At 56.9% G+C, this 14020-nt stretch carries 16 protein-coding genes; 4 read left to right on the top strand and 12 right to left on the bottom strand.

Translation table 11 applies throughout. The features are described from left to right. Window positions 1-11: 11 nt before the first annotated feature. From JWR17_RS06215 to JWR17_RS06195, 5 genes are all read right to left on the bottom strand, one after another. Window positions 12-785, bottom strand: a complete 774-nt coding sequence (locus JWR17_RS06215) for an enoyl-CoA hydratase (protein WP_299829354.1) — start codon at window positions 783-785, stop codon at window positions 12-14. A gap of 88 nt (window positions 786-873) precedes the next feature. Continuing rightward, on the bottom strand, window positions 874-2001 hold the full coding sequence (locus tag JWR17_RS06210) for an acyl-CoA dehydrogenase (RefSeq protein ID WP_299829352.1): 1128 nt from the start codon (window positions 1999-2001) through the stop codon (window positions 874-876). 22 nt (window positions 2002-2023) lie between these two features. Continuing rightward, window positions 2024-3214 carry an acetyl-CoA C-acyltransferase gene (locus JWR17_RS06205; protein WP_299829350.1) on the bottom strand — a complete coding sequence of 397 codons (1191 nt, stop codon included), beginning with the start codon at window positions 3212-3214 and terminating at the stop codon, window positions 2024-2026. Window positions 3215-3255: 41 nt separating this feature from the next. Continuing rightward, a complete protein-coding gene (locus JWR17_RS06200) occupies window positions 3256-4023 on the bottom strand; it encodes an SDR family NAD(P)-dependent oxidoreductase (RefSeq protein ID WP_299829348.1) in 768 nt (255 codons plus the stop codon). Window positions 4024-4337: 314 nt separating this feature from the next. Then, window positions 4338-5351: an AraC family transcriptional regulator gene (locus JWR17_RS06195; RefSeq protein ID WP_299829392.1), complete on the bottom strand. Its 1014-nt coding sequence runs from the start codon at window positions 5349-5351 to the stop codon at window positions 4338-4340. A gap of 182 nt (window positions 5352-5533) precedes the next feature. Here JWR17_RS06195 and JWR17_RS06190 point away from each other — a divergent pair, with 182 nt between their 5' ends. Next, window positions 5534-6010 (top strand): LEA type 2 family protein, encoded by a 477-nt coding sequence (locus JWR17_RS06190; protein ID WP_299829346.1) that lies wholly within the window; start codon window positions 5534-5536, stop codon window positions 6008-6010. 26 nt (window positions 6011-6036) lie between these two features. On the opposite strand, the gene JWR17_RS06185 is transcribed toward JWR17_RS06190, so the two are convergent. Continuing rightward, window positions 6037-6291, bottom strand: a complete 255-nt coding sequence (locus JWR17_RS06185; protein ID WP_299829344.1) for a hypothetical protein — start codon at window positions 6289-6291, stop codon at window positions 6037-6039. Window positions 6292-6455: 164 nt separating this feature from the next. Between JWR17_RS06185 and JWR17_RS06180 the strand changes: the two genes are divergently transcribed. Beyond that, window positions 6456-6776, top strand: coding sequence for a DUF883 family protein (locus JWR17_RS06180; RefSeq protein ID WP_299829342.1), 321 nt, complete (start codon window positions 6456-6458; stop codon window positions 6774-6776). A 49-nt stretch (window positions 6777-6825) separates the two neighbouring features. Here the strand turns inward: JWR17_RS06180 and JWR17_RS06175 are convergent, their stop codons facing one another. From JWR17_RS06175 to JWR17_RS06155, 5 genes are all read right to left on the bottom strand, one after another. Next, window positions 6826-7320 carry a hypothetical protein gene (locus JWR17_RS06175; RefSeq protein ID WP_299829340.1) on the bottom strand — a complete coding sequence of 165 codons (495 nt, stop codon included), beginning with the start codon at window positions 7318-7320 and terminating at the stop codon, window positions 6826-6828. Window positions 7321-7471: 151 nt separating this feature from the next. Continuing rightward, window positions 7472-7798, bottom strand: a complete 327-nt coding sequence (locus tag JWR17_RS06170) for an SPOR domain-containing protein (protein WP_299829338.1) — start codon at window positions 7796-7798, stop codon at window positions 7472-7474. Window positions 7799-7927: 129 nt separating this feature from the next. After that, window positions 7928-8170 (bottom strand): hypothetical protein, encoded by a 243-nt coding sequence (locus tag JWR17_RS06165; protein WP_299829336.1) that lies wholly within the window; start codon window positions 8168-8170, stop codon window positions 7928-7930. Between the two features lie 114 nt (window positions 8171-8284). Beyond that, a complete protein-coding gene (gene dctA, locus JWR17_RS06160; protein WP_299829334.1) occupies window positions 8285-9616 on the bottom strand; it encodes a C4-dicarboxylate transporter DctA in 1332 nt (443 codons plus the stop codon). 113 nt (window positions 9617-9729) lie between these two features. Then, window positions 9730-10902, bottom strand: a complete 1173-nt coding sequence (locus JWR17_RS06155) for a mandelate racemase/muconate lactonizing enzyme family protein (protein ID WP_299829332.1) — start codon at window positions 10900-10902, stop codon at window positions 9730-9732. A gap of 110 nt (window positions 10903-11012) precedes the next feature. Between JWR17_RS06155 and JWR17_RS06150 the strand changes: the two genes are divergently transcribed. Together JWR17_RS06150 and JWR17_RS06145 are read left to right on the top strand one after the other, a co-directional pair. Beyond that, window positions 11013-11885 (top strand): LysR family transcriptional regulator, encoded by an 873-nt coding sequence (locus JWR17_RS06150; protein WP_299829330.1) that lies wholly within the window; start codon window positions 11013-11015, stop codon window positions 11883-11885. A gap of 39 nt (window positions 11886-11924) precedes the next feature. Next, window positions 11925-12578 carry an HD domain-containing protein gene (locus tag JWR17_RS06145; RefSeq protein ID WP_299829328.1) on the top strand — a complete coding sequence of 218 codons (654 nt, stop codon included), beginning with the start codon at window positions 11925-11927 and terminating at the stop codon, window positions 12576-12578. 316 nt (window positions 12579-12894) lie between these two features. On the opposite strand, the gene JWR17_RS06140 is transcribed toward JWR17_RS06145, so the two are convergent. Next, window positions 12895-13986 (bottom strand): hypothetical protein, encoded by a 1092-nt coding sequence (locus JWR17_RS06140; protein ID WP_366944132.1) that lies wholly within the window; start codon window positions 13984-13986, stop codon window positions 12895-12897. Between the last annotated feature and the right edge of the window lie 34 nt (window positions 13987-14020).

Below are 14020 nucleotides of genomic sequence, written 5' to 3'. Positions count from 1 at the left end.
ACGCGCTTGAATTATTGCCCTTTGAACTGCGGCTCACGCTTCTCGATAAAAGCTGCCATGCCTTCTTTCTGGTCGTGGGTAGCAAAGGCGGCGTGGAATACCCTTCGCTCGAAACGAACCCCTTCGGCCAGGCTGACTTCAAAGGCGCGGTTGACGCTTTCCTTGATCAGCATTGCCACCGGCAGGGACTTTGCAGCGATTTCAGCGGCTACCTTCAGCGCTTCGTCGAGCAGCTCGTCGACGGGTATGACCCGCGATACTAACCCTGAGCGCTCGGCCTCAGCCGCGTCGATCAAGCGCCCGCTGAGGCACATTTCCATGGCCTTGGCTTTGCCTACCGCACGGGTCAGCCGCTGAGTGCCACCCATGCCTGGTAATACGCCCAGCTTGATTTCAGGCTGACCGAATTTTGCGTTGTCACCGGCCAGGATGAAGTCGCACATCAGGGCTAACTCACAACCGCCGCCCAACGCAAAACCGGAGACCGCTGCGATCATCGGTTTACGCCGGTTGGCGACCCGATCACTGTCGGAGAACAGATCATCCAAGTAGATTTGCGGATACGTCAGCTCGGACATTTCCTTAATATCCGCACCTGCCGCAAAGGCTTTTTTCGAGCCCGTCAGCACAATGCAGCCGATATCACGATTGGCTTCCAGCAGGTCCAGCGCCTGGTTCAATTCACTGACCAGCTGCGCGTTCAGGGCGTTTAACGCCTGAGGACGGTTCAGCGTGATCAAACCGACACGCCCTCGAACCTCCATTAAAATCATCTCGTAGCTCATTGTTTTTTATCCAAAATGTAAACTGACGGCGATTAGCCCATATTTCGCAATACACATTAAGTACCGGTCCTAACCGTTTGATTTTCGGTTAAAAACTCCTGGATATCACGATTCGCTGAATATCACTGGTGCCCTCGTAAATCTGGCAGACCCGCACGTCGCGATAAATTCGCGCCAAGGGAAAGTCATTCAAATAACCGTAGCCGCCCAAGGTCTGTAGGGCACTGGAGCAGACTTTTTCGGCCATCTCCGAGGCGAACAGCTTGGCCATGGAAGCTTCAACCAGCGCTGGTTTACCGCTGTCACGCAGTGCGGCTGCGTAGTGCACCATCTGTCGCGCCACGGCGATGGAAGTGGCCATGTCCGCCAGGCGAAACGCCACTGCCTGGTGTTCCATCAACGACTTGCCGAAGCTGGTCCGTTCCTTGGCATAATCCCGGGCCACCTCAAACGCTGCTCGGGCCATGCCGATTGATTGTGCGGCGATGCCGACGCGGCCGCCCTCAAGGTTGGCCAAGGCGATCTTGTAGCCTTCGCCCTCGGCTCCCAAGCGTTGATCAATGGGCACCTTGACGTCTTGGAAAAGGATCTCGCACGTATCAGAGGCGTGCTGGCCAAGCTTTTCCTCAACTTTCGCAACGGTGTAACCTGGCGAGTCGGTTGGCACGATAAACGCGGTAATGCCACGCTTGCCAGCCGTGGGATCAGTCACGGCGAACACAATGACCACGCCAGCGTTCTGCCCGGAGGTTATGAACTGCTTAGCGCCGTTCAGGACGTAGTGATCGCCTTGCAGCCGTGCCCGAGTGCGCAGGTTGCTGGCATCAGAACCGGCCTGGGCCTCGGTCAGCGCGAATGCGCCAATCATCTCGCCACTGGCCAACGGCTGGAGAAACCGTTGCTTTTGTTGTTCGGTGCCGAACCTGAGGATCGGTACGCAGCCCACCGAATTGTGCACGCTCATGATGGTCGAGCAGGCGCCATCGCCAGCGGCGATTTCTTCCAGCGCCATGGCGTAAGCGAGGTAACCAGTGTCACAGCCACCCCATTGCTCGGGAACGAGCATGCCAAAAAAGCCCAGTTCGGCCATTTCGCCAATGGCTTCGCGCGGAAAGGCATGGTCGCGATCCCATTGCGCCGCGAACGGCCTGAGCCGCTCTTGGGAGAATTGCCGGGCCGCCTCGCTGATCTGTTGTTGTTCTTCTGTGGGGAGCATGCTCGTTTCCTCGGTTAATGTTTTAGTACAGGCATTCGACGGCAATCGCCGTCGCTTCACCGCCACCAATGCACACCGCCGCAACACCGCGTTTCAAACCGCTTTGGCGCAACGCCGACAACAGCGTGACTATAATCCGGGCGCCCGAAGCGCCAATCGGATGACCGAGGGCGCAGGCGCCGCCATGAATATTCAGTTTGCTGTGAGGGATGTCCAGCGAACTCATGGTGACCAGCGCCACCACGGCGAACGCTTCATTGACTTCAAACAGATCGACGTCTTCCAGCGACCACTGGACTTTACTCATCAGCTTCTTGATCGCGCCGATAGGTGCCGTCGGAAACAGCCCAGGCTCGTCTGCAAAGGCCGCGTGGCCATGGATAACCGCCAATGGCTTGAGTCCACGGCGCTCGGCTTCTGATTGACGCATCAACAGCAAGGCCGCCGCGCCATCAGAAATCGAGCTGGAATTGGCTGCCGTCACCGTGCCCCCATCGCGGAACGCTGGTTTCAGGGTCGGGATCTTCTCCAGACGGGCTTTGGGCGGCTGCTCGTCATTGCTGATCAGCCGCTGCTCTTTGCCGACCGTAACCTGTACCGGAACAATTTCTGCAGCAAAACGGCCATTGCTGATGGCCTGTTGCGCACGCGTCAGGGATTCCACGGCAAACGCATCTTGTGCTTTGCGGCTGAATCCGTTGGCCTCGGCACACTCTTCCGCGTACGTGCCCATCAAGCGGCCCTTGTCGTAAGCGTCTTCGAGACCGTCGAGAAACATATGGTCAAGCACTCGACCGTGGCCCATCCGATAGCCACCGCGGGCTCGGTCCAGCAGGTAAGGCGCGTTGGACATACTTTCCATCCCCCCCGACACCGCCACCCGCGCACTGCCCGCAAGTAAAAGGTCATGGGCGAGCATTGTCGCTTGCATGCCTGAGCCGCACATCTTGTTCAGCGTAGTGCACAGCGTCGAGGTTTTTAGCCCTGCACCCAGCGCCGCTTGCCGAGCAGGCGCTTGGCCGAGCCCCGCCGACAGTACGCAACCGAATAACACTTCATCGACGTCCTGCGCACTGATGCCAGCACGCTCCACAGCGGCCCGAATCGCAGCGGCGCCCAGTTGCGGTGCGGTCAGGCTGGTCAGCTCACCCTGAAAACCGCCCATTGGCGTACGCACGGCACTGACGATAACAATTGGATCTTGAATAGCCATAGTTACGGTCCTCTACTTCGCTTAAGCAATTGCGTGGCCCGCTACTTGGCGGCCATGCGCAAGGCACCGTCGAGACGGATGACCTCGCCGTTGAGCATGCTGTTTTCAATAATATGCCTGACCAGCGCCGCGTACTCCTTTGGCTTGCCCAAGCGCGGAGGGAACGGCACACCGGCCGCCAACGACTCGCGCACCTGCTCGGTCATGCCGGCCATCATCGGTGTTTCGAAAACACCAGGGGCGATGGTCATCACCCGTATGCCAAACCGCGCCAGTTCCCGTGCAGCGGGCAACGTCATACTGACAATTGCACCTTTTGAAGCGGCATAGGCCGCCTGGCCGATTTGACCATCGTAGGCAGCCACCGAGGCGGTATTGATGATCACTCCACGCTCGCCGCCCTCACCCGCTTCGGTCTCCGCGATGGCGGCAGCGGCGAGCCTAAGCAGGTTGAAACTACCGATCAGGTTGATGTTGATCACCCGGCTGAAGCTGTCCAACCCGTGCGGACCATTTTTACCAAGGATCTTTTCAGCACCGACCACACCCGCGCAATTGACCAGGCCGTGCAGCGCACCGAAGGCTTTAACTGCAGCGTCGACAGCCGCTTGGGCGGCAGACTCCTGGCTGACATCTGCTACCGCGTAACGTGCTTGAGCGCCAAGCTTTTGCGCCTCGGCAGCGACGGCTGGCTCGTTAATATCCACTAACATGACCTTTGCGCCTGCGCTTACCAGCATTTGCGCGGTAGCTGCGCCCAAGCCTGAAGCACCACCACTGACGAGAAAAACCTTGCCTTCGATCTGCATGAACGCGTTCTCTTTCGTTTTTTTGAGTAATAAGTTGGAATAACGAAATAGTCGGCTACCTGCCAAGTACCGGCAATGGTCAAAGCGTTCAAGTTGGATGACTGGTTTGGCCAATGGGTTAGCCAGGCCAACGCCTCTGAACTGCGAACTTGTTCGCGATAGAGCGCGAAGCGATCCCAAATGCCATACCCGGTTTTAACCGGAAGAAAGCTACTTAATGAATTACGACTGCTGCGCAGCCAATCGCGAACAAGATCGCTCCTACAGATTTTTGTTTACTGCACGACAGCGCGGCGTCGGAGACGTGGAGCCCCCTACAGGGGGTCGGATATCAAGCTGCGGTAATGCCCCGGGTTAGACCCGAACCATTTGCGGAAGGCTTTGTAGAACGAGCTGGTATCGGCAAACCCCAACCGGGCGGCGATGTCGGCGAAGCTGATGGCTGGATCGGCCAGCCAGGCGATCGCCAGTTCCTTGCGCACGCTGTCCTTGAGGACTTGATACGTTTGGCCTTCATCGGCCAAACGACGACGCAGGGTTGAAGCCGACATATTCCAGGCCTGAGCCAAGGCATCGGTCTCAGGCCAATCCTGCGCCGGCAACTTACGCAACTCGCTTTTGATCTGTCGGGCGAAGCTGTCTGGATCGCGGTACTTCACCAGAATATTGCCCGGCGCTCGGCTGAGGAAGCGGCTCAACTCGTCTGCGCTGCGCTTGATCGGCAGGTCGAGGCAGTCAGCGGCAAAGATTATTCGGGTGCGTGGTCGATCGAAGCGTAGGTTTTCCGAGAACATCACCCGGTAATCTTCGCTGAACTCAGGCTCCGGGCAGCGCAACTCAATGGCCAAAATCGGGATTCGCCGGCCCGCCAACCAGCATGCCACGCCGTGAACGATCATCCAGTAGGTGAAATACGTAAACGCTCGACGGGGAGGCTCATCGCCCTCTTCAAGGACGACTTCAGCCAAGGTTTGTTGCCGAACCAGACTCGCCTGCATACTTTCAAGCATCAGCGACAAAAAGCTCAATCCCGACGCCAGCCCTGCGGCCACGGTCAATTGCGCCATGGACGAGCGGCACAGAAATGCCAGGCTCCCGGAACGCAGTTTGCGTGGGTCCATGCCGAAAAACTCATCGTCCCGTCTTCGCGCCAATAGCCGCCACAAACGCGCGTAGGCCGTAGCCGGAACCCGTGCCTCAGCTTGAGCCATTAAACTTGGCGCTATGCCGACCTTGCTTAATAGCTCATCGATAGCCGCGCCTGGTGCGCAGCATTGCAATAGCGCTTCGCGCACCATCTGCATAGAGATCGTGTCTTTTTCCGCCATGAGAAAGGTTGCCTTGCTATGCGCTTTTTTTCGATTGATCAGGATGCTGTGGGCCATCTTAAGGCGCGAGGTATAAAAAGCCAGTCCCGCTGCAGGACCGAACCTCTGCCTGCCACGAAGGTCGCACAAGAGATCCGCTACGCTAAAAAAAACCCTTCACGCTGCTCACTGGAGCGACACCGATGCCGCTACGCCCGATCCGCGCCTTGCTGACTTCGCTGTTGATCATTGCCTTGAGTGCCTGCGCACTGTTGCCCAACCGTGACCCGCTGAACATCAACGTGGTTGGCGTCGAACCATTACCAGGCCAGGGCCTGGAAGTGCGCTTTGCGGTTAAATTGCGTCTGCAGAATCCCAACGAAACGCCAATCACTTATTCCGGGGTTGCCCTGGAGCTAGATGTCAACGGCAGGTTGTTGGCTTCCGGGGTCAGTGACCAAAGCGGCACCATCGGGCGATTCTCCGAAGCAGTGCTGGTGGTGCCGGTGACCGTTTCGGCGTTCGCCGCACTGCGCCAGGCCGTGGGCCTGAGCCAAAGCGAAGGCATCGATAACATGCCCTACGTGTTACACGGCAAGTTGGCCGGCGGCGTGTTTGGCACAATGCGCTTCAGTGACAGCGGCACCCTCAGCCTGCCACGGGCCGACGGCACTTGGTAATAGTGCGAGGACGTGCCTGCACGCCCTTACTTGGTGGCAGCGACCAAGCGGTTTACTTCACTGCGCACCATATTCGCGTATTCAGGCGGGGACATGAGATCAAGTTCCGAACGCACCCATTCAGACCATTTGCCTTTGCGTTTGGAGCGCTCGCCCATTAGCCGCGCAGCATCGCTCTTGGCTTTGCCCAAATTGCTCTGCCACAGTTCGAACAGACGGGATTTTTCATCTTCAAGCGCCGCGCGCTCAGCGGTAGGCCGGTTGGCCAAGTTAAAGCTCATGGGAAATCACCTGTGCTGAAAACGACTGCATCTTACACTGCCGTGGGTACTTTCCGAGGCGATATTGTCTGCCGGCCCGGCGGACAGAAGCAAAAAGCACTGCAACTTTTCCGCTCGCTGACGCTCCATTGCTCACTGTCGTAATCAACTGGAAGGAAGTCATCATGGCCCGTAAAACCGCCGCTCAAAATACCGCAGAGCAGATTAAGGATCAGGCATTCAGCGAACTGCAGGCGCTGATTGAAGAGTCAGACAAACTGCTCAGTGAAAGCGCAGCACTGGTCGGTGACGATGCAGCATCGCTGCGTGATCAGTTGAGCAAGAAGCTCAACCTGGCGCTGGACTCGGTGTCCAGAGTTCGCGAACGGACCCAACCAGCGGTCGACGCGACGGAAAACTACATTGGCGGTCATCCATGGCAGACCGTTGCAATCTCTGCCGGGTTCGGCCTGGTGATTGGCTTGCTGCTGGGTCGTCGCTCGTAAGTCGTCCGTTTATAGCGGTGTGCTGGCCACACCGCTTGGCTTGAGCGACTCAGACCGGGTGCTGAGGCACCAATGTTTGCAGCTGGCGGGCAAAATAGTCAGCAGTGAACGGGTGAGTGGCTGATTCTTTCACGCCAATACGCCGAGTCATCTGCCACTCACCGCCCTCTGTAGCCAAGGTCAGCGAGACCTGCTCTTGAGCGTGCACGCTAAGACCCGTCGCCGAGACCGAAATCAAGCCCTTCGCACCCATTGCGTCCGGTATGAACACCACCTGGCGTGCCGCAAATGACAACGTCATGCGCTGAGTGTGAAACGGCGAATTCTCGTCCGGGTAGCCTTTGCTCTGAGCCTGGTGCGGCTCGTATTCAAACAGCATTTGCCCGCTGCTTTTCAATGGGGCCATCCAGCCTTCTATCTGCTCATACAAGCTGAGAATGCTTGATTCCCAACGTGCCAGGTCGGCATGGAACTGCTGATGTTTATGTTCTTCGTTGCGTTGATTGGCGCTGAGCAACTCGCCTAACCGTTGTACTTCGTCCATAAATCACTCCCGCAGTCGCTTGCTTAACAAAGCGACGGTGATAACACACCCATGAGCATGTGTCGCGCTACAACTGAGCCGACAGACCATTGGCGAGGCGGCACGCCTGATAAGCCGCGTCAGGTCACTCGCCAACACGTTGGCAACAGGATTACAACTTATGATCGACGACAGAAGACTGATAACTCATTTTCAGTGCGAGCTGCGCGCGTTTTTCTTCGGCGGCCGCCTTGGAGCTGAAAGGACCGAGCAAGACCCGCTCTTTCCCGTCTCGGACCGCGACAAAAGACGGGAAGCCGTGTTCGATGAGCCTGTCCGTCAAGTCGCTGACAGCCTTGGGGTCTTCAACCAAAACGTCCCACTGAGGCCCTGAAACTTGCACCACACCAGGCGCTTGCACCTTGGCTGGCTTATCAGCCGCGCCCTCGCCACACCCTGCCAACATCAAGACCGCAACCGCCATGAGCAATGGGCGCACAATTTTTCCCTCGCGTATAAAGTGGCGGGAGTTTAGCACTCCAAAGGGCCACATCACCCGTGATCGGAACGGCGGTTCAGGTTTGTAGGATTGTGTTGGGCAATCGTGCTGGCAATCAGCGGCTTGCGGTTAGTGTGAAAGGCTGTCAATCATTCCCTGACCGATCAGAATGCCGGCGTGATGGGCTTCGTCGAACGACTCGTAACCACGGCCGCAGACCTTGATGGTTGGCGACGCGGGCATTTGGTGCCGCGTCACGGTTACCTGGACGATGAAATCTGCAATGTCGAGAACGCCTGGCGGGCACAGGACCAAAACATCGATCACTTGCCCCCGGTAAACGTTCGAAAACGTCCGGTGAGCCATATCCATTTGACTGCTTCTGATAGTCGATTGAATACTTTCGACTGCGCTCTCGTCAGCTCGTTGCAAATAGGATCCAATTTGGCGACGACCGGTGCGGTTTTTATACCGCACCGATTTCTGTCAGATGACTTTATCGGCTTGCAGCGGCGCCTTCGTACCAGTGATAACGGACTCAAGCCTATTGTCATTCATCGCTTGTAGCGCCCGCTTAGCCTTGGCCTGGTCGAACGAACCGTCCCATTTGGCAATCGCGATAGTGCCGATGCCATTGCCGATCAGGTTAGTCACCGCACGCGCTTCATTGAGGAAACGGTCAACCCCAAGCAATAGCACCAGGCCCACCAGGGGAATAGCGTGGATCACCGACAAGGTCGCCGCCAGGGTGACAAAACCCGCCCCCGCTACGCCAGCCGAGCCTTTTGAGGTCAATAACAAGACGCCCAGCACCACCATTTGATCCATCAGGCTTAATGGGGTGTTAGTGGCTTGAGCGACGAAGATCGCGGCCATGGTCAGGTAAATACAAGTGCCGTCAGAGTTGAAGGTGTAGCCAGTAGGCAAGACCAGGCCCACGATGGACTTTTCACAGCCCAGCGCTTCTAGCTTGACCATCATGCGTGGCAATACCGCTTCGGTTGAACACGTGCCCAACGTCACCAGAATTTCGTCCTTGAAGTAACGCAAGAACTGCAACAGCGGCAAACCCGACCACCGCGCTACGGTGCCGAGAATCACCACAATGAAAATCAACGTGGTCAGGTACAACGCGACCAACAACTGCCCCAGCGACAACAGCGTACCGATTCCGTATTTGCCGATGGTGAACGCCATGCCCGCGCCTGCGCCCAACGGCGCCAGGCGCATCACCATGGCAACGATGCGGAACAGGCATTGCAGCAGCATGTCGATGACCGACACCAGCGGCTTGCCGGTTTCGCCAAGTTGCACCAATGCGATGCCCATCAACACCGAGACCAGAATCACCTGCAGCATGGCGCCCTTGGCAAAAGCGTCAAACAGCGTCGAAGGAATAATATCGAGGAAAAACTGAACGATGCCGCCTTGCGCTGCAGCGGCATGGGTATAGTTGGCGATCGCGCTGCCGTTAATGGTGCTGACGTCGACGTTCATGCCGACACCTGGCTTGAGCACGTTCACCACTACCAGGCCAATGACCAGCGCCAGTGTCGACATCACTTCAAAGTAGATCAGGGCCTTGGTGCCAATGCGCCCGACTTCTTTAACGCTGCCCATTTTGGCGATGCCCACCACCACGGTGCCGAAAATAATCGGTGCCAAAAGCATTTTGATCAGTTTGATGAAGCCATCGGCCAGGGGTTGCAGCTTGGCGCCTATGTCAGGAACGAAAAAACCAATAGCGCCACCAATGACGATGCCTATCAGCACTTGGATGTAAAGTTGGCTGTACCAGCGGGTTGAAGCAGTATCCACGGGGTGTACCTCACTATTATATTTTTATGAGGAAGCAGTTAGCCTTCCGGGAAAGCAGTGCAGCTCGACCCTGAAAGCAGGGATCGAGCCGCGAACTCAAAAATTTTGTGCTATCAGGCGCGTTCGCCCAACTCGCGCATTACTTCGTACAACGCAGCTTTGGCTTCAAAGCCCACGCCTGGAATGTCCGGCAAACCTACGTAACCGTTTTCGACGCGAATGCCATCGGCGAAACCACCGAATGGCTGGAACACGTCAGGGTAGGATTCGTTACCGCCCAAATGCAGACCCGCAGCGATGTTCAGCGACATCTGATGACCGCCGTGGGGTACGACACGACGTGACGACCAGCCCATTTCTTCCATCACTTCCAGGGTGCGCAAATATTCCACTAACCCGTAGGACAGCGCGCAGTCGAATTGCAGGAAATCGCGGTCTGGACGCATGCCGCCATGACGCAGCAAGTTTCGAGCATCTTGATGGGAGAACAGGTTTTCACCGGTGGCCATTGGCAGGTCGTAGTGATTGGCGAGCTCGGCTTGCAATGCATAATCCAGCGGATCGCCCGCCTCTTCATACCAGAACAGATTGTACGGCTTGATCGCTTCGGCGTAGGCCACGGCGGTTTTCAGGTCGAAACGGCCGTTGGCATCGACGGCCAGACGCTTACCATCACCCACCACTTCCAGCACGGCTTCGATACGGCGCAGGTCTTCGTCCAGCGACACGGCACCGATCTTCATTTTCACTACATCGTAGCCGCGGTCCAGGTAGCTGCGCATTTCTGCCTGCAGCTTGGTTTGGTCTTTGCCAGGATAGTAATAGCCGCCAGCCGCATACACCCAGACTTTTTCATCGGCAACGCCGCCGCGATAACGGTCGGCCAGTACGCGGTACAACGGTTTGCCTTCAATTTTGGCTACTGCGTCCCACACCGCCATGTCGATGGTGCCGACGGCGACCGAGCGCTCACCGTGGCCGCCTGGCTTCTCGTTGGTCATCAGGGCTTTCCAGATGGCGAACGGGTCGAGGTTGTCGCGTTCTTTGTCTATCAGGCTTTCAGGGTCGGCTTCCAACACGCGCGCGAGAAAGCGGTCACGCATCAACGCGCCCTGCCCGTAACGACCGTTGGAGTTGAAGCCGTAACCGATAACAGGCTTGCCATCACGTATCACGTCGGTAACAACCGCAACTACCGAGCAGGTCATCTTGGAAAAGTCGATGTAAGCGTTGGCAATAGGGGATGCGATGGAAACCGTCTTCTCGCGAATGTCCACGATACGCATGGGGTGAGTCCTCTCTTAGTGATTAGTTCAAGCAGGTCGCCACTCTAGAACTGGCGTTACAGCGCGGCCAATGCTAAAAACACCGCACTTCATGCAGGAACGGCATTGCAATGGAATTGGTGTGGCTGGAAGATTTTAACGCGCTTGCGGACAGCGGGAATTTTTCCCGCGCCGCTGAGCTGCGACACGTGACGCAACCGGCGTTTAGCCGGCGGATACGCGCGCTGGAAAACTGGGTTGGGGTCGACTTGTTTGAACGCACGACCCAAGGCGCAGCCTTGACCGAGGCCGGTAAACATATGTTGGCCAGCGCTCAGGAAATGACCCGGCGCTTGTATCAAATGCGCCTGGATGCCCGGGAGGTGGCCGGTAAGCAAGTACGCACATTGCACTTTGCCGCTACCCATTCATTGTCGTTCACCTTCTTTCCCGGTTGGATCAGGAGCATCGAGCGTGGCACGCCCATAGAAGCTATTCGCCTGCTGTCGGACAGCATGATGGTCTGCGAGCAGATGCTGTTGCATGGCGAGGCTCAGTTTTTACTGTGCCATCAACACCCCGATGTTCCGCCGCGTTTCGCAGCAGACCAGTTCCATTCCAAAGCGGTGGGCGGCGATGTGCTGATCCCGTTGCGCGCCCACGACGCTGCTGTTTTGGGTGAGAATAATGACCCGTTTGAGCATCTGGCCTACACCGCAGAGTCCGGTTTGGGCCGGATCGTGGGCGCACGCTTACACAGCGAGCAGTCTCCGCCAGCGTTAAATACCGTTTTCAGTTCGCATTTGGCCGCTGTCTTGTTGTCCATGGCATTGCAGGGTAAAGGCATTGCCTGGCTACCACGAACCTTGGCCGAGGCGGAGATCGCCAGCGGCAAACTGGTGCGAGCCCTGGATGAGCACTGGGACATTCCCGTGGAAATTCGCCTGTTCCGACCCAACGCCGCTTTGAGCGATTTCGCTGAGGATTTCTGGGCGCGGCTCTGACGGTATGGATCGCTGTTTTCGTTTTGATTGGAGTCATCAATGACTGCTACGCCCTTCTTTCCTTTCCAACCGCTGGCCGAGACCCTGCTGGCTGAAGCGGACCAAAGCCAGTCAGACGGTTCCCACGATATTTCGCACCTGTATCGGGTGTGGGCGAACGTCCGCGCGATTCATCGAGAAGAAGGCGGTGATCTTGAAGTGCTGCTGGCCGCCACTTTGTTGCACGACTGCGTTTCAGTGGAGAAGAACTCGCCATTAAGGTCCAGTGCCTCTCGACTGGCCGCTGAAAAAGCCTCGTCTTTGCTGAAGGCGCTGGGCTGGCCCCAAGCTAGAATCCATGACGTCGCCCATGCCGTGGAGGCGCACAGTTTTTCAGCCGCCATCACTCCAGTCACCCTGGAGGCGAAAATCGTCCAGGACGCCGACCGCCTGGACGCCATCGGCATGCTCGGCGTCGCCCGCTGTTTCTACACCGCCGGGCGCATGGGCAGTGCCATGTACAACGCCCTGGACCCCGCCGCCCAATATCGGGAACTGGATGAAAAACGCTACGCCCTTGATCACTTTCATACCAAGCTATTGCACTTGGCCGATGGGTTTCAGACCCCGACCGGGAGGCGAATTGCAGGATTGAGACATGAGCGGTTGAAGCGGTTTCTGGATGAGTTCATGGATGAGACAGGGGCTGATTGATTAAGCGCTGCGGTAGCGCCTACGCAGGACATTACCCGGATCCCTGTTGGCGCTGGTTTACGGACGAGAGCGGTGGATCAGGCGCCACCCATCCCCAACACGTTGCTCGCCGGGACTGGGAACCGCCCCAGTTCCAATGCCATACCAAGACCTCGGTGGAAGGGAACTTGTTCACGGCGAAGCTGGCTCGGTATACGTGATACACCTCCGCGCCTGAAAGACCTTCGCGAACAAGTTCGCTCCCACCGGAATTTGAGCTTTTCCCAACCCCGCGTGCGCCCCGAATCTGCACTTGTCGGAACAGTCGAACTGATCGTCACGCCTGCTGCCTCTCGGTATCTTCGGTGCCGTAGACCTCAGCAAATATCCCGGTAATCGAACGACGCGGGTTGCGCTTGTGCAGGGCTTTGACTTTGGCGCTAAGGCGCAGAAGTTCCGGGCTGGGCTTGGCCCATTGGGTTTTGGGTAAAGGTTCTGACCATTCGCGCATGGCGTCGGGCAACGCTTTACGGGCCATGCGTTTGACGCGGCCGACTTCCCATTCACACAGCCAAAACGGCAGCGTCCAGAACGTCATGACGTGATACAGGTACCAGAAAAATCCATACACCCAACCCCGCTGTTTATCGCGGATTTGCTGATGCAACCGGGCGCGGGCGTTGCGGAAAGTGTGCATGCCTTCATGGGGCGGGTCGTCCGGGCCTTGCAAGTCCAGCGGGTCGGTAATCTCTTTTAAGGTATGGACTTCGTATTCCATGTAAGCGCGGATCGCTTCCCAGTTGCTGATGGCAATGGGCAACGCGGGGCAGGCGAATTCCATACTGACCACACGGTCGTCGTAGAAAAACCCGAAACCCATGCCGTATTGGCGCTGAACACCGTGTGGCCTAGCGCCTTGGGCTTCGATGACCCAGGCGGATAAGGATTCCCAAGGAACGAAGACAGGGGCCTCGTAATCTTCGGGCATGAAGCAAACTTCGCGGCGTTGACGGTTGAAGCGAGTGGGGATGATTTCTTCGTATTTGTTGTGGACGTAGAACCAGATGAGGAGGCTCAAGGCTAAAGCAAACAGACTAACACCTAACGAAAGGCTGAAAAGTTCATTTCTAACCCCTACAATAAACGCCCATGCCTCGCTGGCGCTGTAACCGATCATCAACCCGATTAACCCACAAGCTAACGGGAGGAGAACTGTAAAAAGAATAAAGGCGTTTAGCGGTAACCCGAAAGTATATTGCCAAGAAAACGCCTTTGGCAAACCCAGCCCAAAATCCATATATGTGTCATTAAGCTCACCAATATACGGACAACAACCGGCCGTCTCCGTTGGTAGTGGCAGTGAAGCCAAGTAAGTAACGCAACCGCTTGAGAGCGGTTCTGTATCACCGGCTTTGTTAATTTTTCGCAAATTTGGTTCTATGCGTGCTGTTTTCTGATTCTTA

Origin of the sequence: Pseudomonas sp., from assembly GCF_028293835.1 — a bacterium.
GTDB lineage: Bacteria > Pseudomonadota > Gammaproteobacteria > Pseudomonadales > Pseudomonadaceae > Aquipseudomonas.
The sequence above is the reverse complement of the archived record's forward strand: the minus strand, read 5'-3'. Positions and strand labels throughout refer to the sequence as shown.

Coding starts and splice junctions, on each gene's coding strand:
- JWR17_RS06215 (WP_299829354.1), bottom strand. CDS start 785: ATGAGCTACGAGATGATTTTAATGGAGGTTCGAGGGCGTGTCGGTTTG.
- JWR17_RS06210 (WP_299829352.1), bottom strand. CDS start 2,001: ATGCTCCCCACAGAAGAACAACAACAGATCAGCGAGGCGGCCCGGCAA.
- JWR17_RS06205 (WP_299829350.1), bottom strand. CDS start 3,214: ATGGCTATTCAAGATCCAATTGTTATCGTCAGTGCCGTGCGTACGCCA.
- JWR17_RS06200 (WP_299829348.1), bottom strand. CDS start 4,023: ATGCAGATCGAAGGCAAGGTTTTTCTCGTCAGTGGTGGTGCTTCAGGC.
- JWR17_RS06195 (WP_299829392.1), bottom strand. CDS start 5,351: ATGGCGGAAAAAGACACGATCTCTATGCAGATGGTGCGCGAAGCGCTA.
- JWR17_RS06190 (WP_299829346.1), top strand. CDS start 5,534: ATGCCGCTACGCCCGATCCGCGCCTTGCTGACTTCGCTGTTGATCATT.
- JWR17_RS06185 (WP_299829344.1), bottom strand. CDS start 6,291: ATGAGCTTTAACTTGGCCAACCGGCCTACCGCTGAGCGCGCGGCGCTT.
- JWR17_RS06180 (WP_299829342.1), top strand. CDS start 6,456: ATGGCCCGTAAAACCGCCGCTCAAAATACCGCAGAGCAGATTAAGGAT.
- JWR17_RS06175 (WP_299829340.1), bottom strand. CDS start 7,320: ATGGACGAAGTACAACGGTTAGGCGAGTTGCTCAGCGCCAATCAACGC.
- JWR17_RS06165 (WP_299829336.1), bottom strand. CDS start 8,170: ATGGATATGGCTCACCGGACGTTTTCGAACGTTTACCGGGGGCAAGTG.
- JWR17_RS06155 (WP_299829332.1), bottom strand. CDS start 10,902: ATGCGTATCGTGGACATTCGCGAGAAGACGGTTTCCATCGCATCCCCT.
- JWR17_RS06150 (WP_299829330.1), top strand. CDS start 11,013: ATGGAATTGGTGTGGCTGGAAGATTTTAACGCGCTTGCGGACAGCGGG.
- JWR17_RS06145 (WP_299829328.1), top strand. CDS start 11,925: ATGACTGCTACGCCCTTCTTTCCTTTCCAACCGCTGGCCGAGACCCTG.